We start from the raw sequence: 23,325 nt of genomic DNA on the forward strand, positions 1-23,325 counted from the left end.
CTCTGTACCTTATTGGTTCAGAGGGTTTTTGCTATGCAGGGGAAACAGACGGCAAAACGAAAAACAATAGGAACAATAGAAAAGCCGAGGAGGGTAAACAAGTGAGCAGATGGAAGGAAGTAAACCCGTCGCTTCGCACGATCATGACTCCGGGTCCGGTTGAGGTAGACCCGCGGGTATTGAGGGTTATGGCAACTCCTGTACTGGGGCAGTTTGATCCCGAATTTACCGATATGATGAATCGCGTGATGGAAATGCTGCGAGAATTGTTCTGCACTCGCAATCAGTGGGCGTATCCGATCGACGGGACTTCCCGCTCGGGGCTTGAGGCCGTGCTGTGCAGCCTGATCGAACCGGGCGACAAAGTGCTCGTTCCCATCTACGGTCGATTTGGCCATCTTCTGACGGAGATTGCCCAGCGTTCAGGTGCGGAGGTGCACACCATGGAAGCGCCGTGGGGCGAAGTGTTTGATGAAGAGAAGATCATCAGGGAAATGGACCGCGTCCGCCCGAAAATTGTAGCGATCGTGCACGGCGAAACCTCGACCGGCTGCATGCAGCCGCTAGCCCGGGTCGGACATGCGTGCCGAGAGCGGGAGGCGCTGCTCGTGGTAGACGCTGTGGCTACGCTCGGGGGATCGCCTGTCGATACGGACGGGTGGATGCTCGATGCGGTCGTCGGCGGAACGCAAAAGTGCTTGTCCGTTCCCGCTGGAATGGCTCCGATCACCTACAATGAGCGGGCTGAGCGAATTATCCAGGAAAGAAAAAGCGTGGAGCGCGGGCTGGCGGGGAATCTCTCTGAGCCGTCAGAGCGGAGGATTCGCAGCAACTACTTTGACCTGGGCATGCTGGCGCATCGGCACGATGGGCTTCAGTTGCCGGAAAAAGAATGTCCTGCACGTGTTGGCAGGTCTTGAGGCGGTGCTGATCCGCATGGGAGCGAAGGTTCATCGCGGAGAAGCTCTGCAAGCCGCGCTGGATGTATACGAAATTCCGTCATAACTCCTTTTTGGTTACGTATTTTTTGCGCCTCCCAGCCATAGGATGTACCAACTGGGAGGTGACGGGCGTGGCCGTGTTTCGACCCCGTCGGCGGTGGAGGAACCCGCTTTCTCGTTCGAAAGCGTTTTTTATCGCACTGGTCATTTTTTTGGCGATGAGCATTCAATTTTTGTTTTTTATCGAAAAACGCCTGGAACCGACGCTGAAGATTCTCGCAACCCAAAAAGCCGAGCAGTTGGCCAAACAAGCGATTACAGATGCGGTCACCAAGCGGATTGCCCAGCAAGGGGTAGATTTCAACCAGATCGTCAAAATTGAAAAAGACAATCAGGGGAGAATCCAGGCGTACCAGTTCAACTTCAAGGAGTATGCCCGGATCGTAGGGGAGACCACCTCCCGCGTACAGAACCGGCTGAGGGAGTTTGAAGAGGAAAAGGTAGACCGCTATATCCCTTTGGGGCTGGCGACAGGCAGCAGTTTTTTGGCGCAAATGGGTCCGGATCTGCCGGTGACGTTTGTGCCGATCGGATCTGTCAAGACGAAGCTGGAGACGGAATTGACCGAGGCCGGCATCAATATGGTCCTGGCAACCGTCTACATTTTTGTTGAAGTGGACTTGCGCATCGTGATTCCTTTTGCCACCGACCAGAAGACGATCACGACGAAGATTCCCATTACCCATTCGCTGATCATTGGCGATGTGCCTCAGTACTTGTACAACAATCCGGAAGGAAAGCCGGATGTGCCCAGACCGGAAGACGTATCCAGGCAGCCGTAAAAGAGCCAAACAGGCGGCTGCTACAAAAACGAGCACGTTCCCGTTGCTTCGGGGAGTGCTCGTTTGGGCATTTCCAAAACATGGAGGAGGAAGATTCCAGGGAGGAAACTGATAGAGGGAATAAAAGGTGTCGGTTCGTCAAGAATGTTAGGAAAACAGACGAACGGATGATGAAAGCGTGAAGGTTGCGATTATGGGCGCCGGTCTGTCAGGCTTGGCCTGCGCGATCACACTTGAAAAACACGGAATATCGCCCGCCGTTTTCGAAGTGAGGGAGCGGTTAGGCGACCGCTTTGTGAACGCTGAATCCATGCTCTCCATTTTGCAAAAGCCGATTACGGATCCGGTTGCCTTTTTCGCGGAGAAAAACGGCATTTACCTCAAGCCGACTGCGAGCATCCAAAGGCTGCTGGTGTTCTCGCAGAGCCAAAAGGCGGAAATCGAAGGAAGTCTGGGATTTATCAATTACCGCGGCAGACATGAGCACGCTTTTGAAAGGCAGCTCGGCCGGCAGGTAAAAAGTGCCATCCAGTACCGGTCCAAAGCGACATACGAGGAATTGCTGATGGAGTACACGCACGTAGTAGTCGCCACAGGAGACGGGGAGTACACAAGGAAAATGCATAACTTCCGGACAGACCTGACCGTGTCGCTAAAAGGTGCAATGGTAACCGGAGACTTTGACAGGTACACGCCTTGTGCATGGCTGGATTACAGCTATATGGAAAAGGGATACGGCTATTTGCTCCCGCTTTCGGACACGGAAGCGAACCTGGTCATGGCCTACCCCGACTATCCAGAGAATGACCGGCTTGATGTCGACGAGCGCTGGGGTTTATTTTACGAGCGGGTTTGCCGGGACCTGCGTCAGCCGCTCAGGATTACCAGTCACTTTCATGTGACCGGATACCCGATCGGCATCTGCCGCAGGGCGAGGATTGGCAATACGTTTTTTGTCGGAAACTGCTTTGGCGCACTGATGCCCTTCTTGGGATTTGGCCAATTCACGGCGCTGTTGACAGGCATATATGCAGCGTATGATATATGCGGCAAGGGCGCTTATGAAGAATTGACGCAGCCTTTACGGCGCAGTTACGAGAATTCACTGGTTTTACGCAGGGCAGTGGAGAGGCTGGACAATGAGGATTTGGACAGAATCGTCCCTGTCTTGGGAAGCAGGTGGGGAGAGAGCATTTTGCAGGGCAAATCTTTCAATGCTTTGCGCTGGCTTGCTTTTGCCTTGCGACCATGGATGACAAAGCGGTAGTTGCCGACAGGAGGGAAACTGCCGACTTCCAATAAAAAAGTGTAGTGCTTGTAAAAAAACGTGTTATAATGCAAGCAACTGAATATCCAACCTTCAGGGTAGGGTGAAATTCCCGACCGGCGGTGATGACGAACGCACGTCCGAGCCCGCGACTCGCCCATGAAAGATATTTCGTGAGCGACTGACTTGGTGAAAATCCAAGGCCGACGGTAAAGTCCGGATGGGAGAAGGTGGCTATAGTCTTTGGCTTTGTTTAAAAAACCGAGCACCAAAGGCTTCTTCTTCTATGCCCTGAAACTTGTTCAAGGGCATTTTTTATTGGGAAAGGGTGATGGCGACTCGCGCGACAGGAAGTAGGAGACATGCCTTGGTAGTCTCCTGGCTCGTGATTGCGGGCTGGCGGCTCGGCAGCAAATGAATAGATGACCTTCAGGGCAGGGTGAAATTCCTGACCGGCGGTAATGACGAAAGCAGCGTCTGAGCCCGCGACTCGCCCATGGCTGAAGCCATGAGCGACTGACTTGGTGAAAATCCAAGGCCGACGGTTACAGTCCGGATGGGAGAAGGTGCATGTGGCCTTCGTTTCTCTGTGAAAAAACAGAAAAACGAGAGGCTTCTTTCCCAATGCCCTGAAGCGTGCTTCGAGGGCATTTTTCATTGGGGAGGAGAGGAACTCATGTCAGGAAATGACTTGTCGTATATGGCGTTGGCACTGGACTTGGCGAGGGCGACAAGAGGACAAACCAGTCCCAATCCGGTAGTGGGAGCCGTTGTCGTCCGGGACGGAGCAGTCGTGGGGATGGGCGCTCACGTAAAAGCGGGTGAACCACATGCCGAGGTGCATGCACTGCGGATGGCTGGTGAGCATGCGAAAGATGCCGTGCTTTACGTCACATTGGAACCTTGCAGTCATCATGGGAGAACCCCTCCTTGTGTGAATGCGATCATTGAAGCCGGCATCAAGCGAGTAGTGGTTGCAGTGGCGGACCCGAATCCGCTTGTCGCCGGTACAGGAATCGCTCGCCTCAGACAGGCGGGTGTGGAAGTAACAGTGGGAGTGGGAGAAGCACAGGCGAAGAAGGCAAACGAAGTCTTTTTCCATTTCATCACGACGAAAACACCGTTTGTGACCGTCAAAACGGCAGCTTCGCTGGATGGGAAAATCGCTACGCATACGGGGCACAGCCGCTGGATTACGGGTGAAGAGGCCCGCCAGCGGGTCCATCAGCTACGGCGAGAGCACGATGCTATTTTGGTTGGGGTTCAGACAGTGCTCGCGGACGACCCTGAGCTCACGGCCCGCCAACAGGGAATAGCCAGGGGAAAGCAGCCGCTTCGTGTCATTCTCGACAACCAGCTGCGGACCCCTTCGGAAGCCCGCGTGATACGGGACGGCAAGGCGCCGACGCTCGTTTTCACAGCGGATGACGCACCCATCGGCAGGCAAAAAGAGCTCGAGAGCCACGGGGCCGAGATTGTGAGACTGGAAGGGCGCGTAACAGTCGAGCAGGTGCTTGCGGTGCTGGGGGAAAGAGGGATCACTTCTCTGTTTGTCGAAGGCGGAGCGGCGGTCAACGGCTCTTTTTTGCAGGCACGGGCCATTCAAAAGGTCGTGCATTTTCTCTCCTACAAGCTGATCGGCGGACAGGGGGCGCCTGCTCCCTACGGGGGACTGGGCGCAGCTCATATGGGGGAAGCCATCTCTCTGGCGGACGTGGATGTCGAGCCGATCGGAGGAAGCGATCTTTGCATTACCGGCTATCCGGTATGGCCGGATGGAGCCAGCAATAGCGAAACGCGCAGGAATGCGGGCTGCAAATGATAGGAGGGGAAGCCGTGTTTACCGGATTGATTGAAGAAGTAGGTACAGTAGATTCCATTGCGGTCACCGAGCGGTCCAGCAAGCTGACGATACGGGCCGCGGCCGTTTTGGAGGATGTTCGCCTGGGTGACAGCATCGCTGTCAACGGCGTTTGTCTGACGGTCACCTCGTTTTCCGCGAGCCGCTTTCAGGCAGATGTCATGCCGGAAACGTGGCGGGTGACGGCCCTGTCCAGCCTGAAGCCGGGGATGCGTGTCAACCTGGAGCGGGCGCTGCAGCTCGGAGATCGTCTCGGCGGCCATCTGGTCTTGGGCCACGTAGACGGCACAGGAAAAATCCTCTCCAAAAAAACGGACAGCAATGCGGTGAGACTTGCGATCCAGGCGAAACCGCACCTGCTTCGCTACGTAGTGCCGCGCGGCTCGATCACTGTAGACGGCATCAGTTTGACCGTAGTGGCCGTTGACGAGGAGAGCCTGTCCGTTTCGATCATTCCGCATACGCTCAAGCAGACCAATCTGCTGGAAAAACAGGTCGGCGATCCGGTCAATCTGGAGACGGATGTGATCGCCAAATACGTGGAGAGGCTGCTTGGCGGCAGGACTCCGGGCGAACAACAGAAAGCACCAGCAGGCCTGAACCTGGCTTTTTTGCAGGAACACGGCTTCGCTTAAGGAGGGAACAACGATGTTTCATACCATTGAAGAGGCGATTGAGGCTTTGCGAAGCGGCCGTCCTGTCATCGTCGTGGATGACGAGGATCGGGAGAATGAAGGCGATTTCGTTTGCCTGGCCGAAGCGGCAACGCCGGAGATGATCAATTTTATGGCAATGCACGGACGCGGTTTGATCTGCGTCCCTGTCACACAAGAGCATGCGGAACGCTTGAAGCTGGCTCCCATGGTGGAAGCAAATACGGATCGCCAAGGCACTGCCTTCACGGTCTCTATCGATGAAACTGGGACGCATACAGGCATTTCTGCGCATGAGCGCTCCCATACGGTGCAATCCATGCTGGACGAGAGCAAAGGCGCAGACGATTTTCGCCGTCCGGGACATATTTTCCCCTTAATCGCCAAAGCAGGAGGCGTGCTGAGGCGCGCAGGACATACCGAGGCAGCAGTCGACCTGGCCAGGCTGGCCGGAGCGAAGCCGGCTGGCGTCATCTGCGAAATCATGAACGAGGACGGGACAATGGCTCGCCTTCCGCAGTTGATCGAGATCGCCAAGCGGTTTGAGCTGAAGCTGATCACGATTGCCGACCTGATCGAGTACCGCATGCAGCATGAAAGATTGGTAAAGCGCGAAGCAGAGGCCAAGCTGCCTTCCGCCTTCGGGGATTTTCGCATTGTCGCCTACACCAATGAACTGGACGGCAAGGAGCATGTGGCGATTGTAAAAGGAGAGATTGACAGCAGCAAGCCCGTCCTGGTAAGGGTCCATTCGGAGTGCCTGACCGGGGACATATTCGGTTCGCATCGCTGCGATTGCGGCCCGCAATTGCATGCTGCCCTGCGCATGATCGAGGCCGAGGGCCGAGGCATCGTTCTCTACATGCGCCAGGAGGGCAGGGGCATCGGACTGATCAACAAGCTGAAGGCTTACCGGCTGCAAGAGCAGGGCTATGATACAGTGGAAGCCAACAAAAAGCTCGGTTTTCCCGCTGATCTTCGCGATTACGGGATCGGGGCGCAAATTCTGCTCAATCTGGGCGTAAAGCAGATGCGGCTGATGACGAACAATCCGCGCAAAATTCGCGGCCTTTCCGGCTATGGAATGCAGGTCGCCGAAAGGGTTCCGCTGCAAATGCCGGAGCATCCCGAAAATGAAAAGTATTTGCACACAAAACAGGACAAACTGGGCCATCTGCTCCAGTTTGCAGGGGAGTGAAGGATCATGAAACATTGGGAAGGAAATTTGATCGGAACTGGCTTGCGTGTCGGGATTGTCGCAGGGAGATTTAACGAGCTGATTGTCAGCAAGCTCGTCGGTGGCGCTCTCGATGCATTGAAGCGGCACGGTGTCGAGGAAGACGCGGTAGAGGTTGCCTGGGTGCCGGGGGCATTTGAAATCCCGCTGATCGCCAAAAAGATGGCGGAGTCCGGAAAGTACGATGCAGTCGTGACCCTGGGAGCGGTCATCCGCGGTTCCACTCCGCACTTTGATTACGTGTGCAGCGAATGCGCCAAAGGGGTAGCATCGGTCTCGCTGAATACGGGGATTCCCGTTATCTTTGGCGTACTCACAACCGACTCGATCGAGCAGGCGATCGAACGAGCGGGGACCAAGGCAGGCAACAAAGGTTGGGAAGCGGCTTCGGCAGCCATCGAAATGGCAAATCTGAGCCGGCAATTTGCTTGACATAGGGGTATCCTATACGGCAAAGCAAAAGCGGGGGCAGGCGCGAGGGCGCATCGTCCCCGCTTTCCTTTTGGATAATTTGACCAGGGATGGGCAAAGTAAGAAGGATTTTCCTGTGCACAGGGGGCGGGATCCATGGATGTAAAAGCGTGGTGGAGAAAGAACGCTGACAAGGTACTGACACGTCCCGGTTCTGGCCATTCTGCGAAAAGGCGCCCAAAACAGGCTGCACACAAGGTCCGAGCCTTGCTGCAAGCGCGAATGCAAAACGTGGATGATTTTACAGTTCTCCATCTGTCGATGAACGATGAACCTGTAGAGGTTTACTTTCTGAATACCTTGGTAGATGAGTCCAATATTTACGAGAGCATCCTTCTTCCTCTTCAGCGAGAAGACGGGCGCCGCCCTGTGCGAGCCCTTCCCTTGGGCCAGTTGGTCAATCCCGATGAGGAAATGAAGATAACGGACAACCTGCTGCGTGGACATACGATTCTCATCTTTCCCGAGCGGGACGAGGTGCTGCAGGTAAATACATTCAAAGCGCCGCACCGTACGATCAGCCCGCCGGAGACGGAATCGACGGTGCTTGGTCCGCAGGATTCATTTGTGGAAATGCTTGAGGTGAATCTCTCGCTGATTCGCCGCCGGATCGCAAACCCTGACCTGAAAATCGAGGTACATAGCATCGGGACTCAATCCAGAAACAAAGTAGCCATCCTGTACCTAGAAGGCATCGCCAACCCGGAAAATATCACTCGCGTTCAGGAACGAATTAAAAATACGGAATATCACGGCTTTGTCGGGATGCCGATTTTGAAGCAGATGCTGGAGGACAAGCCTTATTCGCCATTTCCCCAGTTTGGACTCACCACACGGCCGGACAATGCGGCGGCGGCTTTGCTGGATGGGCGCATTTTGCTCATTTTGAGCGGAAGTCCGGAAGCGGTCATTTGTCCCGCTGCTTTTTTGGAGTTATTCAGCAGCCCGGAGGATTTTTACAACCGCTGGTCGACAGCCAGCCTGCTGCGGATGATCCGTTTCCTGGGACTTTTCCTGACCGTTTTGCTCACTTCCAGCTATGTTTCGGTATTAACCTATCACCCGGAAATGCTGCCCCCGCCACTGCTGACGATTTTATCCGAATCGCGCAACAGAGTGCCGTTTCCGCCTGTAATCGAGGTGCTGATCATCGAGCTTGTCATCGAAATTCTCCGTGAGGCCGGAATACGCATGCCGACCAAAATCGGCCAGACGATCGGTATTGTCGGGGGTATCGTGATCGGGACCGCCTCCGTACAGGCGGGCCTTGCCAGCAATATCTTGATCGTTCTCGTGTCCGTCTCTGCTCTTCTGTCCTTTGTCCCGCCCAACTTCCTCATGAGCAATGCCATTCGGCTGGTTCGCTACGGATTTATTCTGTCGGCCGGGTTCTTGGGGATGTACGGACAAATGTTGATGCTTGCTCTGATGTTTGCCCACTTGCTCAATCTGACCTCGCTCGGTACGCCTTATATGAGCACAGGTATTCCACGCGTCTGGAGCGATGTCTTTAACAGTTTGCTGCGTACTCCATTTAAATTCATCGCATTTCGGAGCGGAATGGCGAACGCCAAGAAAAAGCAGATTTTTCCCATAGACGAGGAGTAGCCGATGGATAAAGGGAAGCTTGAAAAATTGAATCCGTTCCATGTCACGTTTTTGATCATCAACGTGATTGTGGGCATGAATCTGCTGACCTTGCCGCACAGCCTGAGCATGCTTGGATACGATCAATGGTGGATGCCGGTAGTGATGTGCCTCCTAGCGCACTTGACGCTTTTTCCCATGGTGGCTCTTTGCAGGCGTTACCCTGGCGACACTTTGTTTGTCATCAATGAAAAGCTTCTTGGAAAATGGCTTGGCTACGCAGTGAACGGTGTCCTGATTGTTTACGGCTTGCTCATGGTGGCGTCCATCTCTGCTGGCTATATCAGACTGGTGCAAACATCCATGCTGAATACGTCGACAATCACGTATCCGCTCTTGGGTTTGCTTTCGGTCATGATCTATATTTCTCTCGGGGGGATCAAAGCGATCGCCCGTTTTTGCATCTTGACCTTCTTTTTTACTTTTTGGATGCTGTATTACCTGCAGTGGGGGTTTCAAAAAGGGAACATCATGCATATTTTCCCGCTGTTTCAGGTAAATGTCATGGAGATCGTTGCAGGAGTCCATAATGGGTTCTTCAGTTTCCTCGGTTACGAGCTCATCCTTTTTTATTACCCCTACGTGCAAAAGAAGGAACAAGTCTTCAGGCACGCATCGATTGGGCTGTGGGTTGTCTGCGCTATCTATGTGTTCGTCCTCATTGCCAGTGTCAGCTATTTTTCGGTATGGCAGGTTACGCAAGTCGTTTATCCCATTCTGAATCTGTTCAAGGCCGTGGAGCTGTCCTTCATAGAGCGAGTGGAGAATCTCGGGATTGGCCTCTGGGTGTTTTTAGTTCTTTCAACAGGCGCTGGCTATCTGTGGATGGCGAAAAAAGGCATAGACCGGTGGAGGAGAAAAAACAGTGTCCTGCACTTGTACATCGCGACCATAATCGTATATTTCAGCGTCCGCGGTCCGCTTCCGATCCCCATGGAAATTTTATTGTATGGAAATGGAAGCATCTACTTTGCTTACGGGGTCATCCTCTGGCCGTTGGTGCTTCTGCTATTGCATGCCATTCGGGAAAAGCGGGGAGGAGACACGCTGTGAAAAGCGCGCGATGGAGAAGGCTGATGTTCGGGCCGCTGCTGGCCGTTTGTGCGCTGTCTGGCAGCGGATGCGCTCCCGAGATCGAGAAGCCGACGCTCGAAGATATGGCCCTGATCGGTGTCATGGGTATCGACTATGTCGACAAGAAGCATATGAAGGTATCCGTTTCTGTACCAGTACCCTCGGAGAAAGAAAAGGAAAGTACACAGTTGTATGCAGCGGTCAGCAAAATCCCGAGCGAAGCGACGATTATGCTGTCTAGCAAGGCGGATCGAACCATATCGCTTTCCCAATTAAGGGTGATCCTGTTTGGCGAAAAATTCGTCCGCGAATGGGGGCTTCGCGAGACGATCCTCGATTTCTACCGGAATCCGGCCGTCGGAGAGAATGTGGTCGTGGCTGTTGTGGGTGGCAAGGCGGAGGATGTCATCAAAGGCAAGTACGAAAACAAGCCGGAGATCAATACGTATCTGAACAATCTTTTGCGTCCCAGAGAGGAGACGGCGTTCACGTCCTTTGCCACGCTTCACGACCTTGTTTTCATGCTGACCAATCAGGTGAGCGATCCCGAGCTTCCGTATTTGAAAAAGGAAGATGGGGAAATCGTCATTTCAGGGGTTGCGGCTTTTCGGGGAGAGCATATGGTTGGTACCCTTTCGCAAAGGGAAGGGCGATTCATACAGATGGTAAAGGGACGCAGGCATCTTCCCTCCATCAGTTTCATAATCGAAGATGAATACGCTGCCGGAAAAAGGTCACAGCTAGTCTTTGATATTATCCGCTCCCATTCAAAGGTGCGCAGCAACGGGGCTCTCAACAAGCCAGTCGTGGATGTTGCGGTCGAGGTTCGCGGCATCCTGTTCGGGTATACGGGTGCGCGAAATCTGGAGGACCCTTCGGAGCGCAGTGAAATCACCAGAAAGTTAGGAGCGGAAATAGAAAAAGAGATCACATTGCTGCTCAAAAAGCTTCAAAAGAAAAAGTGGGACCCCGCAAGTATCGAAGAGAGCTTCCGGCAAAAATACCGCGGGGAGTGGGGCCGATCAATCGGTCTTGAGCTGTATCAGAAGGCTGAGTTTCGGGTAAAAGCGAAGGTGGAGATTATCGGAACAGGTACGATGAATTAGCGGTTTTGCGGCAAGCTAAAACAGACGTTTCCACTCTCGCCAGGCAGCAAGCAGATTTCGGCTGTTCCAGGTTTGTCCCTTGCCAAACAACGTCTTGGTCAAGCCGACAAACAGCGTCTGCTGCTCCTCCGTATACGGGTACCAGTTGATCTCGCGTTTCTTCTTCCCGGGGTCGTGGATGATCGAGACAGCATGGGTAAAGGCTTGCAAGCCTTCAGGGCCGCGATAGCGCCCGATGCCGCTCTGTTTGACACCGCCGAACGGAAGGTTGGGATTGGCGAAGCTGATAATGACGTCGTTGATGCAGACATTGCCGCTCTCGAGCTGGAGTGCGACTCTTTTTGCCTTTGCTTTGTTCTGTGACCAGACGGAGGCGTTCAAGCCGTAGGGCGTATCATTGGCGAGACGAATCGCCTCTTCCTCTGTGGAAAAGGTCATGATGGGCAGGATCGGGCCAAATGTCTCCTCCCGCATGATTTTCATCTCATGGGTTACGCCGGTCAGTATTGTAGGTGGCAAAAACATGCCGTCCTCGGAAAAGCTCCCGCCGAGCTCTGCAATCGCCCCTTTGGCCAGCGCCTCTTCGACATGCTGCCGAACGATGCCAATCTGCTGCGGCGAGGTCATCGAGCCGACTTCGGCCTGATCGGGAAAACCGTGACGCAGGGCTGCTGTTTTTTCTTTGACCAGGCGAAGGAATTCCGGGTAGACGCGTTCATGCACGTAGACGCGCTCAACAGACATGCAAACCTGCCCGGAGTTGGTAAAGGCACCCCAAACAGCGCCGTTTGCCGCCCGTTCGAGATGGGCGTCCTCCAGCACGATCATCGGGTCTTTGCCGCCGAGCTCCAATTCTACCGGGATCAAATGCTCCGCAGCCTGTGCCATGATCTTTTTCCCTGTGGCTACCGAACCAGTGAAAAAGATTTTGTCCGGCCGCGCCGCCACCAGCGCTTGCCCGACTTGTCTGCCTCCGTGCAGCACCTGGACGATGTGCTGCGGGGCAGGGACAGCCTGAAACAGCTCCTCGATCAGCACACCGACCCCGGGAGTTATCTCGGAAGGCTTCAAAATGACGGTATTCCCCGCAATCAGTGCCGAGAGAACCGGAACGACAGACAGTTGAAACGGATAGTTCCAGGGAGAGATGACGGCGACAACGCCCATCGGCTGGTAGTGAATAGACGACTTCTTCGGAGAGAGGGCGATCGGCGTCGGCACTTTGCGGGGGGCCAGCATGCGCTCCGCGTTTTTTTCATAGAAGCGGATGGTGTCTGCGGTCACGAAAATCTCGGTCATGTACGCTTCCAATGCCACTTTGCCGGTCGCCTCACTGATTTTTTTCGCCAGTTCTTCGCCATGCTCCACCAAATAATGGCGGAGGTTGCGAAGGTAGTGAACCCGCGCGGAAACAGGCGTGCTGCCCCAATGACCAAATGCCAGTCTGGCCCGTTCCATGGCCTTGTGAACCTCTTCAGGGGAGTTTTCCTGCAGTGTCCCCATCACTTCTCCGGTAGCCGGATTGCGCAGTGTGAGAGTGCCCATTTGCTTCACCTCGTCTTATGGGAGTCGAAAAGCATAGCCAGCAGCCGGGACAAGTCGCTGTCCAGTTTGGCGATCATTCGGTCTGCTTGCTCTGGTTCCATCAGCAGGGCCTGGAAGAACATGCCGTCCAGCGCAGTGTAGAGGAGATGTACCCATTCCTGGGATGGCGGCGGGGTGTTCTGCCCTTTTTCAGAAAGCAGTTTTTCCAGCATCCGCGAGATCAGGGTGTAAAGCCGTTCGCGAATCTCTCGGACAGGCTGGCGGAAGGCGTCGACGTACATGGCCTGCACCTGTAAGTCGTACCAGAGACGGTGGAGGTTGCGGTCTTCTGTCATAACCTTGCGCAAAAGCGAAGACAGGCGCGTCTGCCACCCGGTGACAGGACCCAAGATGAGATCTTCCTCCAGCTCTTGTAAAAAACGTTCCTTGTAACCGGAAATAACGGAGAGCAGCAGGTCTTCCTTGCTGGCAAAGTAATAGTGCAATATCCCGAGAGAGACTCCCGATTCTCGGGCGATATCCCGAAGCGAGACAGAGGCGTAGCCTTTTTCGGCGAGACATCGAGTCGCCTGTTCGATCAGATGGGCCCGCTTTGCTTCTGCTTTGGCCTGTGCACGGGGAGAACGAGTCATCAGATATGCACCAACTTTTTTGGACGAACGTCCAGTTTTTCTATCTTGATTGTATGTAGGGGAAATGTCCGTGTCAATGGTAAAAGGAAAGTTTGGAAAACGGAGGAACCAACCAATCGAACAAGCTGTGTCTGCATACTGGCAAGCAGCCAAAAGACGCGGGAGAGCAATTCCCGCGCTCATCTTCACCGCTTTTTCTTTTTGCTGTACATCTGCCGCTCCCATCGCTTCAAGTAAGGATACGGATCGAACGCCCACTCATTGCTCCCCGTGTCACTGTACATGCCGTAGTGCAGGTGGGGCGGAAACTTGCCGGAGGTGCCAGGTTTTCCATAGCCGGAGCTGCCGACGTACCCGATCACTTCTCCCGGCTCCACGATATCGCCCGGTTTCAAACCCTTTTTAAACGAAGAAAGGTGGGCGAAATAGTGATAGACGTTGCCGATGTCTCGCATGCCGATCCGCCATCCGCCGTAGCGGTTCCAACCGACGACTTCAATTACTCCATAGCCTGTGCTTAGCACCGGCGTGCCGTATCCGGCGAAGATGTCCGTTCCCTCGTGGATACGTCTGCCTCCCCAGCCGCGGGGATCGCCCCATGTACTGCGATAGCTGTATGTGTAGCGTTTCGGGATGGGAAAATGGTGGTCATCCAGATCAAGCCGCTGAAATTTCTCGAAGACAGAAGCAAACTGGTCGATCGTTTTAACGGCCCTGTCGCGTTTGTAATACGACCAGAGCCCGATCTTCCAATCCTCGCGGGTAAAGCCGTATCGAGACAGAAACAGGGTCATCGTAGTCAGCACGTCGACATCATTTTCCCTGTCTGCTCTGCCGTCCCCATCTCCATCCACACCCAGTCCGCCGAAAAATTGGATGGAAGCGGGAGTGGCATCCCGGTCGTCCGGGTTCAATGGTCCGCCCCACAAGGCAGGAGGAATCTCAATGGCTGTCAAGCGCTGGGGAGCTTGCTGCCGGTTGTCTTTTTGCCTTGAGCGTTTGTTGATGGAACGCTCGTACTGATCCACCGCCGCCAGATATGACCAGGGAATGCCGTATACGGATTCAAAGCGCTGAAACAGCGCCAGTCGTTCCTGATAGATGGGATCTCCTGAAGTAGCCGCCGGGACGGACAAAGCTGCCTGTGAAACAGGAGGCCATGAACACAAGGTTAAGAGTACGCACAAACTGATTTGCATCATCAGGCGAAACGTAGTCATGCCCGTCTCCCTCCAGCAGTATTCTCCTTTGTAGGTTCTGCCAGCACACTGTGATTATCCGAGATAGTTTTTGCCAGTCCCGGGAGCCAGAATGGGCCAACCCCGGGTTTTGGTGTATGATCGTATCAGAAGACAGAACGGAGGAAACTGGATGCAGACGATGATGATAAGAGGCGATCAGCCGCTGTTTTTCCACAAATTGCGTGGTCCGCTGCTGCGGTTGTGGGAGAAGGCCGGGATTGATTCTCTGGAGCAGGTGGAAGGTGCAGCGTGCAGCGGACTTGCAGGACGGGTTCGGGCGGAAGCAGAAAATCAGGAGGCCCGGCTGGGAGTTGCAAACCAGAAGGTCCGTCCGGGAGCTGCAAATCAAAATCAGGCGGTCCAGCCGCATAAGACGCATTTCGAGGCTTTTTTGCAGCGTGCCGAGAACTTTCGCACCACATGCCCACCCGACGTATGGCAAAAGGAAACGGAGGCGTTGCGACAGCTATGGACCGTGATAGAGCCGGAAGCGTGCAGAAAAAATGTGCAAATCCTCGTTCAGCCTTTGGTGATTCCGGCCAGATTGCCGGTAGCCGCTCTGCCCTTGCTGGATGGATGGAACGTACATGAGGACCCGCACATTCCGCCAGAACAGTTTTCTCCGCTTGTGCTGCTGTGGCTGCAGGAGACCGGGGCAAAACCGATCGGGACGATCAGCGGCAAGATAAAGCGCGTGGAGGCCGGAGATGGAGTGGCTGTCTTCTTTGCCGATATGAACGACCCTGCCGGCTGTGCAGAATCACGGACGGGCATTCCCGTGGTCCGTGAATACCGCGATCACGGCGTTGAACATATTGACGAAGGGATGTTCCTCCTGCAGGCCAATCTGGACGACAGCAGTCCGGAATGGATGGCCCACGCCATGGAGCGTTTGCTTGAGGCGGGAGCCAACGATGTCCACTTTCTTCCGGTTACGATGAAAAAAAGCAGGCCGGGCGTATTGGTGCAGGTCTTGTGCTACCAGAGCAGACTGGAAGAACTTAAATCTGTCTTGTTTCAGGAGACAACCACCTTCGGTATCAGGTATTTCCCCGTGGCCTGCCATCGGCTGGCAAGACAGTTCGCAACCGTGAAAACACAATGGGGCGAGGTTCCCGTAAAAATCGGGCTGCACCGCGGAAAACAGGTACAGTGTTCACCGGAGTATGCCATTTGTGCCACATTGGCGAAAGAAGCCGGCATCCCGGTGAAGCAGGTTTATCAAGAGGCGCTTTCGCTTGCCCTTGCGATGAAAGTACGCTGACGCGTGATGCTGCCAGCAGGAGTTCATCGGTCCGTGAAGAAATGGGTAGAGAGAGGTTTTTTTCCTCAAAAAACCAGCGGGGAGGCTGTACTATGAGCAAAAAGGTGCTGATTGTAACCGGTGACGCGGTGGAGGCTTTAGAGATCTTTTACCCCTATTATCGCTGCCTGGAGGAGGGGCTGGAGGCCGTCATCGCTTCGCCTGCCAAAAAGACGCTGCACACGGTCTGCCACGATTTCGAAGCCCACAGTGAAACCTATACGGAAAAGCCTGCTTATCAACTGGCCTCGCATGTGGCTTTTGCGGATGTAAATCCGGAGGAATACGACGGCCTGATCATTCCGGGGGGCCGTGCCCCTGAATATATCCGGCTGAACGAGCATTTGAAACCGATCCTGACTCACTTTTTTGAGGCAAACAAGCCTGTGGCCGCCATTTGTCACGGTTCGCAGGTGCTGGCGCTCGTAGGCGAGCACGTTCGCGACCGCGAGATGACTGCCTACCAGGCATGCCGCCCAGATGTAGAAGCGTGCGGAGCCATTTATCGCACGGAACCTCTGCACGTTCACAATAACCTCGTGTCAGCCCACGCATGGCCTGACCTTCCGGGATTCATGCGTGAATTCCTGCGCCTGCTCCGCGAGGCTTGATCGGAAGCTTGTGCATCCGTGGGCCTGCCTCATGCAGAGCAGTGGCAGCAGACATGAAAAAGCCTTGTCCTGATTTTGCGGACAAGGCTTTTTTGCTTCCGGATGTCTCGGACTTAAATGAGATCACATAGTGCCGACCAGCACCCGCAGTACGTTAGGCTGATCGGGAAGATCGCGGGTCCCTGCCCCGTAGCCGATGGCGTCCACGGTCATCGCCGGAAGCGGCCCGAACTGCTTGACCAAGGCGGCCGCAACCCCTGCTCCGGTCGGAGTAGTCAGCTCTTTTTGTATGTCTGTTTGGCGAAGCGGAATTCCTTTCAGCATTTCCATCGTCGCGGGTGCAGGGACCGGGTACAGGCCATGGTCACAGCGGACGTAGCCGTTTCCGGTCGGAACAGGGCCGCTGTACAACTGATCAATGTCCAGGTCTTCCAAAGCCAGGGCGATGCCGACGACGTCGACGATTGAATCCAGCGCCCCTACTTCATGAAAATGAACCGTATCTACCGGCACATTGTGAATTTTGGCTTCGGCAATGGCGATTTTCTCGAAGATCGCTTGCGCTCGGGCGGTCACACGCGGTGAGAAGTCAGCCTCGTCGATCATCGCAGAAATTTCTTTGTACCTGCGGTGATGATGATGATGTCCGTGATCATGGCTGTGATCGTGCTCGTGGTGGTGATGTCCGTGATCATGGCTGTGATCGTGCTCGTGGTGGTGATGTCCGTGATCATGACTGTGGTCGTGCCCGTGATGGTGGTGATGGTCGTGGTCATGGTCGTGGTCATGACAGTGATCGTGATGATGTCCGACGTTTAGCACCGGCAATGTTTTCAGCGCTTTGAGCTTCTCCAGCTCTTCATCGATCACATCCAGCTTTAGCGAGCTGACCCCTTTTTTCACCACCGTCTTCCACTCCATGCGGAAATTCCCCAGCGGCAGCTTGCGCAGTTCACGTTCAATCGTTTCGCGGTTCGCACCCGCATCGACCAGTGCAGCGAGCAGCATGTCGCCGCTAATTCCCGAAAAACAGTCCAAATAGGCAATACGCACAGCAATCGCTCCTTTTATCCGGTACTCTTTTCCTGTATCATAAAAGGGAAAATATGTTCGTGTATGAGACAGGGGAATCTGCTGACCAAAGTGTACCATTTCCTCCAGCAGTCTGTCATGCCAAGGAGTGAGTTTTCATGTTGTCGTTTATTCATACAGCTGACGTCCACCTGGACGCGCCGATCCGTGCCATGTCCGTTTCTTATGAGCTGAGGCAGGACGACTTTCGGCGGACGATGCGGACGGTTCGGGATCTCGTGTTGGAAAAGCGGGCAGATGTTTGGCTGATCGCCGGTGACCTCATGGAGCTGCATGGCGGGAGAAGAACCACGGCGATTTTTTTGCGTGATCTGTTTGCCAGCGTGGCTCCTACACCGGTCTGTATCGCTCCGGGGAATCACGACCCGTGGCGGGCCGATTCCTTTTACCAGTCGTTGGAGTGGCCGGGAAACGTGTACTGGTTTACGCCGGAGTGGGGGGCTTTCGAATTTCCCGAAAAGTCTTGCGTCGTCTACGGATGGGGCTTTCCCCAGCCGCATGTGTACGAGTCGCCGTTGGCGGAATTCCCCGGAAAGCTGCCTGGCTACCGGCACCATCTGATGGTTTTGCACGCCAGTGTGGTCAACGGGGGAGGCGAGGAGCATCATCCGTACGCACCGGTAACCATAGAGCAGCTCGCAGAAACGGGAATGGATTACATTGCGCTCGGACATATCCACAAGCCTGCGCGCTTCGCTCATCCGGTACATAGACGGACGTTTGCCGCATACCCGGGTTCTCCCGAAGGCTTGTCTGTCAAAGAAAACGGGCCCCGTCACGTCCTGTACGGTGAACTGAATGAAGCGGGCGAGCTATTGCTTGAGGAGCTCCCGGTCCAAACGCGAATGATCGTGAGGCGGGAGATCGATATACAAGGGGCGGAAACGGTCGATCAAGTCGCCGACATACTGGAAAGCGGGCTGGCCGATGTGCAGGACGGGCAAATTTTGGACATCACCTTGACAGGGAACAGGCCCGTACATTTTACGCCAGCTACAGATGTGCTCGAAAAGCGCTTTTCCCGCTTTTTTGCCATCCGCATCGCAGACCGGACGAGACCGGACCTGGATGCGGGCAAGCTGATCGCCGAGGGCGGCATCTGGGGACGCTGGCTGCAGCGTCTCGCCGAAGAGGAAGCGGCTGCGGCCGCGTCTTCCGATGAACAGCGCCAGGCAGTGGCTCGCATGGCCATGAAAATAGCGCTGGAGCGGATCGGAGGAATGATCGGATGAAGATTCACGAGCTATCGATCAAAGGCTTTGGCAAATGGCGCGGAGCCGATTTTCGCTTCGCCCCGGGACTGAATGTATTTGCCGCTCCCAACGAAGCGGGAAAATCTACGCTGCTTCAGGCGATATTTGCTTCGCTGTACGGGCTGAAGCGGGATTATGTTCGTTCCGCCCGGTATTTGCCCGAGTACGACAAATACTTCCCGTGGCATTCGGGCAGCTACGAGCTTAGCGTTCTCTACGAGGTAGACGGCAGGCGCTATCGGCTTCACCGCCGTCTGGAAAAGGAAAGGGAACAGGCTCAGGTTTTTCTCGACCCCGACTGGACAGAGGTAACGCACCTGTACCAGGAAGACCGGCGCAAAGAACGAAACTTTCTTGAGCTCCATCTCGGCTTGACACGCAGCTTGTTTACTGACCTGACCTGGATCAGGAGAAGTCCGCTGGAAGCTTCGGAATACCTCCTGCCTTCGCTGTTTGGCACGAGCGAAGCTGATCCGGCGGTAAACAGAATGCTGGCAGCCCTGGACAAGGAATTGACGCTGATCGGAAAAAAGGAACGGGCGGAAAATACGCTGCTTGGCAAGGCAGGAGCGCTGGTCGCGCAAAGAGAACAGGAGCTGGCCGAAGCGGAAGCCGGCTGGGCAGCCGTTCAAACATTGACGCAGCAGATCGCCCACTGGGAGAAGGCAAAGCAGGAAATGGAGCGGACCCGGGAGCGGATGCGGCAGCGGCTTCTCGTCCTGCAAAAGGAGGAGCAGGCTTGGCAAAGGAGATGGCAGGACAGCTACAGGGAGCCTGATGAGGAAGGCTGGCCGCAGTGGGAAGCGACAGCCCGCACAGAAGAAGAGCGTGCGCTGCATCGCCAGGTTCAGTCAGTTTTGGCTGCCCAGGGGGATTGGGGTGAAGCTGAACAAGACAAAGGAAATGCGGACGTACCTGAAAGCGATGCTTTGGAAAAGCTGGAAGCGGCTTACCGGCAGGCATTGGAATTGCGGAAGGAGCGAGACGAGTACAAGGAGCAAGCCGACCGGTTGGCTGAAGCGGCGCTTAGGACCGCTCCGAGCCGTGTGGGCCGGGGGAAAGAGAAGCGGACCGGAAAAGTCCGTCTGTGGTGGACAAGCTGTCTGGCGAGCCTGGTCGTCGCCGCATTATTTCTGCTTGCGGGCAACGCTCCGGTCGGCTGGATCGCTGCAGGAATCTCAGCTGCATGTGCCCTTGCGGCTGCAGCCGCGAATCGGGGACAGACAAGGCAGAGAGAAAATCGTTCCGCCGGCAACGAGCACGAATGGCAAGCCTGGCAGGACAAGGCTGCCCGCTGCGACCAGGAGCTGCAGCAGCTTTTGCAAAAGTGGAATGCCGCTGACTGGGATGCCTTCCTGATCATGAGGGAGGAGCGGAAAAACCGCGTGCAAGACAGACAAGCGAGTCTGGCAGCGCAAGAGTGGAAACGCCAGGAGGAGAGAGCCCGCCTGATAAAAGAGTGGGGAGAAGCTTTGCGGGCACTGCTGGAACAAGAAAAGGCAGTACGCGAGCAGGAACGGACAACCCTTGAGCGCGAGGCCAAAGAGCTGGATCGGGAGCTCCTCGCAATTCGGGAGCGCATCGCCAGGGCATCGGGAGAGCTGGGCCAGCAGGATGAAGTCTCACTGGCAAAAGTACGCGGGGATTACGAGGAGGCGGTCGAGGGGCTGCGCCAACTGCAATTGAACCGGGAAGCGCTCACTCTCGCCAGGGATACGCTGCAGCAGACTTTACACGAATGGAACAAAGAGCTGTCACCCGCGGTCAATCGGATTGCCTCCGACATCATGGCCCAAATGACCGGAGGCAAATATGAGGAAGTCAGGCTGGACCCCCAGGAGAAATTTGGCATAAAGGTCTGGGACAAGCCGCACCAGCGAATTGTCGAGCATGATTGCTGCTCTTCGGGAACGCAGGACCAGCTTTACTTTGCCCAGCGACTGGCGCTTCACAGGCATGTCAGCCAACAGACGGAGCCGCTGCCCCTGTTTTTGGACGACCATTTTGTCCATTACGATCCGGAAAGGCTGGAGCGAGCCCTCCATACGGTCATGCGGCTGGCTGAGGAATATCAGATTTTTTTGTTTACCTGCACAGATCGGGAGAGCAAGCTGTTGCAGCCGCTTCTGCAGGGATCAGACCGCCACTGCCTGCATTCCTTGAGGGAAACGGCCAGCAGCGAGACGCAAATATAGGAAAGATACAAAAAGCCTCCAGACAGGAAAAGGTCCTTTCTGGAGGCTTTTACATGTATTACATTTTTTTACTTCAGTTTAATTCCTTGTCCAGCATCGTCAGGAACAAGCCGACATCGGTTACGACGCCGACGGTTTGGGCGGAACCGCGGTCCATCAGCTTGGTGACAACGGCAGGGTTGATATCCACACAGACGGTTTTGATCCAGCTCGGCATCATATTGCCTGTTCCGATCGCATGCAGCATCGTAGACAGCATGACGACCATTTCCGCGTCGGCGACCTGATCCGCGTATCGGGCCTGCGCTTCGATCAGGTCCATCAAGGTGTCCGGAAGCGGACCGTCATCGCGGATGGAACCGGCCAGCACGAAGGGCACCTGGTGTTTGACACACTCGTACATGATTCCGCTTTTCAAGGTTTGATCCGCTACCGCTTCCGCGATGGAGCCGGAACGATTGATCGCATTGATCGCCCGCATGTGGTTTTTGTGCCCGCCGCGGACCACTGATCCGGTGTCCAGGTTGACGCCGAGGGACGTCCCGAACAGCGCTCTTTCAATATCGTGCACGGCGAGTGCATTCCCCGAGAGCAGTGCATTTACATAGCCTTTGCGAATCATGTTCTGAAAAGCTTCCTGCCCGCCAGTGTGAATGACGACGGGACCGGCGACGAACACAATGCGACCGTTGCGTTTGCGAATGTCCCGCATTTCTTCTGCCAACTGCTTGACGATGACTTCGACACGGCGCTCCGAGCTTACTTCATTGTTCATGAAAGAAAATTCGGAGGAGCGTTCCTCTGTCGGTTGCAGGACGAGACGAACTCCGTTGCTGCCGCAAATGACATGATCGTCCTTTTTAATATCGCGCAGCTTGACGCACTGAACCTCTTCGCCCTTGACCACAAGACAGGCATCCATCCGCTGATGCTTGGCCCGGACCCATTTGCCGTTCAGAAACACTTCGGTGGCATGATTGGTGGTAGAGTAAAAATCGTCAGGCACCACCTTGTCCTTTTCCGCCAGTTTGATCGTTGGAGCCTCTTCCCCGGTAGGAATCGTACAGCCGAGGTTGATCAGCTCGTTTAAAATCAGCTCGAGCTTGTCTTCCGGCAGGTTAAGAGCGATCTTAGCGACTGATTCGTCGTCTACCTGATCGCCTACGGATAATTCCAAAACGCGGTAACGCCCGTTGTACTGTACGACAGAAGCGTCGATTTGCTTGAGAATGTTATCGCGGATAATGTGTCCGCGCACCTCGATGACACGTTCCATGGTTGCTCCCTCCCCATTGTTGTCAGTATTGGTTCTTCTTAGTATATCGGTTGGAGGGACCGGCTAAAAGAGGATGCTGATAAACGGATAATTATACAGGTGTTGCCCCATTCCAGAGCAAACTCTATAATGAATGGAGAGACCCAAGTCCAATGAGGAGTGAGCCCTAATGTCGCAACGCAAGCCGGAGTGGCTCAAGATCAACCTTGTATCAGGAAAAGAACTGGCCAACTTCAGAGAATTAAAGCAAACGATGCGCAGTCAGACGCTACATACAGTATGTGAAGAGGCGAAATGCCCCAACATCCACGAGTGCTGGGCCAATCGAACCGCCACTTTTATGATTTTGGGCGATATATGTACGCGTGCTTGTCGATTCTGTGCGGTAAAAACGGGGCTGCCCACTGAGCTTGATCTGGCAGAACCGGAACGCGTTGCGGAGGCCTCGGAGCAAATGGGCTTGAAGCATGTCGTCGTAACTTCTGTTGCCCGTGACGACCTGGCAGACGGAGGAGCAACTGTTTTTGCAGAAACGATTCGCGCTATTCGCCGGCGCTTGCCACTTGCTACCGTAGAAGTGCTGATCCCTGATTTTATGGGGAACTGGGATGCGCTCAAGGTAGTGATGGATGCCCGTCCGGACGTCCTGAACCACAACATTGAGGCAGTTCGCCGCATGTCCGACCGAGTCAGAGCCCGGGCGAAGTACGACCGTACGCTGGAGCTTTTGAAAAAGGCAAAGGAATTTCAGCCTGACATTCCGACCAAGTCCAGCCTGATGATCGGTGTAGGCGAAACGTTCGAAGAAATCATAGAGACGATGGATGACCTGCGCAGCGTCGATGTCAACATCATGACGATCGGTCAATACCTGCAGCCGACCAAAAAGCACCTTTCTGTTGAAAAGTACTACCACCCTGACGAGTTCGTCCGCTTGAAAGAGGAGGGCATGCGTCGCGGATTTTCCCATGTGGAAGCAGGGCCGCTGGTACGCAGCTCCTACCATGCTCATGAACAGGCGAATGCAGCCAAAGCGACAATTGCACAAGCGCAATGATAAAAGAACCCCTATGCGAGC

19 protein-coding genes, 1 pseudogene and 2 riboswitches are annotated in these 23,325 nt (G+C 54.8%); of the genes and pseudogenes, 15 read left to right on the forward strand and 5 right to left on the reverse strand.

Annotated features, from left to right (window positions below):
* Window positions 1-143 precede the first annotated feature (143 nt).
* The 10 genes and pseudogenes from V5G20_RS06480 (at window position 144) to V5G20_RS06525 (ending at window position 11,099) form a co-directional block, all read left to right on the forward strand.
* Window positions 144-1,005: pseudogene (locus tag V5G20_RS06480) on the forward strand (pyridoxal-phosphate-dependent aminotransferase family protein).
* Window positions 1,006-1,063: 58 nt separating this feature from the next.
* On the forward strand, window positions 1,064-1,783 hold the full coding sequence (yunB, locus tag V5G20_RS06485; protein ID WP_031932729.1) for a sporulation protein YunB: 720 nt from the start codon (window positions 1,064-1,066) through the stop codon (window positions 1,781-1,783).
* A 178-nt stretch (window positions 1,784-1,961) separates the two neighbouring features.
* Window positions 1,962-3,050 (forward strand): NAD(P)/FAD-dependent oxidoreductase, encoded by a 1,089-nt coding sequence (locus tag V5G20_RS06490; protein WP_031932728.1) that lies wholly within the window; start codon window positions 1,962-1,964, stop codon window positions 3,048-3,050.
* A gap of 85 nt (window positions 3,051-3,135) precedes the next feature.
* Window positions 3,136-3,286, forward strand: a riboswitch (FMN riboswitch).
* Between the two features lie 185 nt (window positions 3,287-3,471).
* Window positions 3,472-3,622, forward strand: a riboswitch (FMN riboswitch).
* A gap of 104 nt (window positions 3,623-3,726) precedes the next feature.
* Window positions 3,727-4,872: a bifunctional diaminohydroxyphosphoribosylaminopyrimidine deaminase/5-amino-6-(5-phosphoribosylamino)uracil reductase RibD gene (gene ribD / locus V5G20_RS06495; protein ID WP_003392347.1), complete on the forward strand. Its 1,146-nt coding sequence runs from the start codon at window positions 3,727-3,729 to the stop codon at window positions 4,870-4,872.
* 14 nt (window positions 4,873-4,886) lie between these two features.
* Window positions 4,887-5,546, forward strand: a complete 660-nt coding sequence (locus V5G20_RS06500) for a riboflavin synthase (protein ID WP_003392343.1) — start codon at window positions 4,887-4,889, stop codon at window positions 5,544-5,546.
* Window positions 5,547-5,559: 13 nt separating this feature from the next.
* A complete protein-coding gene (locus tag V5G20_RS06505) occupies window positions 5,560-6,762 on the forward strand; it encodes a bifunctional 3,4-dihydroxy-2-butanone-4-phosphate synthase/GTP cyclohydrolase II (protein ID WP_338463280.1) in 1,203 nt (400 codons plus the stop codon).
* Window positions 6,763-6,768: 6 nt separating this feature from the next.
* Window positions 6,769-7,233, forward strand: a complete 465-nt coding sequence (gene ribE, locus V5G20_RS06510) for a 6,7-dimethyl-8-ribityllumazine synthase (protein WP_003392339.1) — start codon at window positions 6,769-6,771, stop codon at window positions 7,231-7,233.
* Between the two features lie 135 nt (window positions 7,234-7,368).
* Window positions 7,369-8,880 carry a spore germination protein gene (locus V5G20_RS06515; RefSeq protein ID WP_171506378.1) on the forward strand — a complete coding sequence of 504 codons (1,512 nt, stop codon included), beginning with the start codon at window positions 7,369-7,371 and terminating at the stop codon, window positions 8,878-8,880.
* A gap of 3 nt (window positions 8,881-8,883) precedes the next feature.
* Window positions 8,884-9,972: a GerAB/ArcD/ProY family transporter gene (locus V5G20_RS06520; RefSeq protein ID WP_003392335.1), complete on the forward strand. Its 1,089-nt coding sequence runs from the start codon at window positions 8,884-8,886 to the stop codon at window positions 9,970-9,972.
* On the forward strand, window positions 9,969-11,099 hold the full coding sequence (locus tag V5G20_RS06525) for a Ger(x)C family spore germination protein (RefSeq protein ID WP_003392332.1): 1,131 nt from the start codon (window positions 9,969-9,971) through the stop codon (window positions 11,097-11,099). Before V5G20_RS06520 ends, V5G20_RS06525 begins: the two co-directional genes overlap by 4 nt.
* Before the next feature lie 15 nt (window positions 11,100-11,114).
* Here the strand turns inward: V5G20_RS06525 and V5G20_RS06530 are convergent, their stop codons facing one another.
* The 3 genes from V5G20_RS06530 to V5G20_RS06540 all read right to left on the reverse strand — a co-directional run bounded on the left by V5G20_RS06530 (window position 11,115) and on the right by V5G20_RS06540 (window position 14,496).
* Window positions 11,115-12,644 carry an aldehyde dehydrogenase family protein gene (locus V5G20_RS06530; RefSeq protein ID WP_003392330.1) on the reverse strand — a complete coding sequence of 510 codons (1,530 nt, stop codon included), beginning with the start codon at window positions 12,642-12,644 and terminating at the stop codon, window positions 11,115-11,117.
* A gap of 5 nt (window positions 12,645-12,649) precedes the next feature.
* Complete coding sequence (locus V5G20_RS06535) at window positions 12,650-13,276, reverse strand: TetR/AcrR family transcriptional regulator (protein ID WP_024983074.1); 627 nt, start codon at window positions 13,274-13,276, stop codon at window positions 12,650-12,652.
* A gap of 185 nt (window positions 13,277-13,461) precedes the next feature.
* Complete coding sequence (locus V5G20_RS06540) at window positions 13,462-14,496, reverse strand: M23 family metallopeptidase (RefSeq protein ID WP_003392327.1); 1,035 nt, start codon at window positions 14,494-14,496, stop codon at window positions 13,462-13,464.
* 151 nt (window positions 14,497-14,647) lie between these two features.
* On the opposite strand from V5G20_RS06540, the gene larC reads away from it, so the two are divergent.
* Together larC and V5G20_RS06550 are read left to right on the forward strand one after the other, a co-directional pair.
* Window positions 14,648-15,781, forward strand: a complete 1,134-nt coding sequence (larC, locus tag V5G20_RS06545) for a nickel insertion protein (protein WP_338463281.1) — start codon at window positions 14,648-14,650, stop codon at window positions 15,779-15,781.
* A 92-nt stretch (window positions 15,782-15,873) separates the two neighbouring features.
* Window positions 15,874-16,431 carry a DJ-1/PfpI family protein gene (locus tag V5G20_RS06550; RefSeq protein ID WP_003392322.1) on the forward strand — a complete coding sequence of 186 codons (558 nt, stop codon included), beginning with the start codon at window positions 15,874-15,876 and terminating at the stop codon, window positions 16,429-16,431.
* A 123-nt stretch (window positions 16,432-16,554) separates the two neighbouring features.
* Here V5G20_RS06550 and V5G20_RS06555 read toward each other — a convergent pair whose 3' ends face one another.
* Entirely contained in the window at window positions 16,555-17,484 is a 930-nt protein-coding gene (locus tag V5G20_RS06555) for a LarC family nickel insertion protein (protein ID WP_024983076.1), read from the reverse strand.
* A 137-nt stretch (window positions 17,485-17,621) separates the two neighbouring features.
* On the opposite strand from V5G20_RS06555, the gene V5G20_RS06560 reads away from it, so the two are divergent.
* Window positions 17,622-18,755, forward strand: a complete 1,134-nt coding sequence (locus V5G20_RS06560) for a metallophosphoesterase family protein (protein ID WP_243013790.1) — start codon at window positions 17,622-17,624, stop codon at window positions 18,753-18,755.
* Window positions 18,752-20,971, forward strand: a complete 2,220-nt coding sequence (locus tag V5G20_RS06565; RefSeq protein WP_227277507.1) for an ATP-binding protein — start codon at window positions 18,752-18,754, stop codon at window positions 20,969-20,971. Before V5G20_RS06560 ends, V5G20_RS06565 begins: the two co-directional genes overlap by 4 nt.
* 73 nt (window positions 20,972-21,044) lie before the next feature.
* On the opposite strand, the gene V5G20_RS06570 is transcribed toward V5G20_RS06565, so the two are convergent.
* Window positions 21,045-22,247, reverse strand: a complete 1,203-nt coding sequence (locus V5G20_RS06570; protein WP_003392315.1) for a TIGR00300 family protein — start codon at window positions 22,245-22,247, stop codon at window positions 21,045-21,047.
* Between the two features lie 169 nt (window positions 22,248-22,416).
* Between V5G20_RS06570 and lipA the strand changes: the two genes are divergently transcribed.
* Window positions 22,417-23,304: a lipoyl synthase gene (lipA, locus tag V5G20_RS06575; protein WP_024983080.1), complete on the forward strand. Its 888-nt coding sequence runs from the start codon at window positions 22,417-22,419 to the stop codon at window positions 23,302-23,304.
* Window positions 23,305-23,325 lie beyond the last annotated feature (21 nt).

It is taken from the genome of Brevibacillus borstelensis (genome assembly GCF_036700025.1).
Taxonomy (GTDB): domain Bacteria; phylum Bacillota; class Bacilli; order Brevibacillales; family Brevibacillaceae; genus Brevibacillus; species Brevibacillus borstelensis.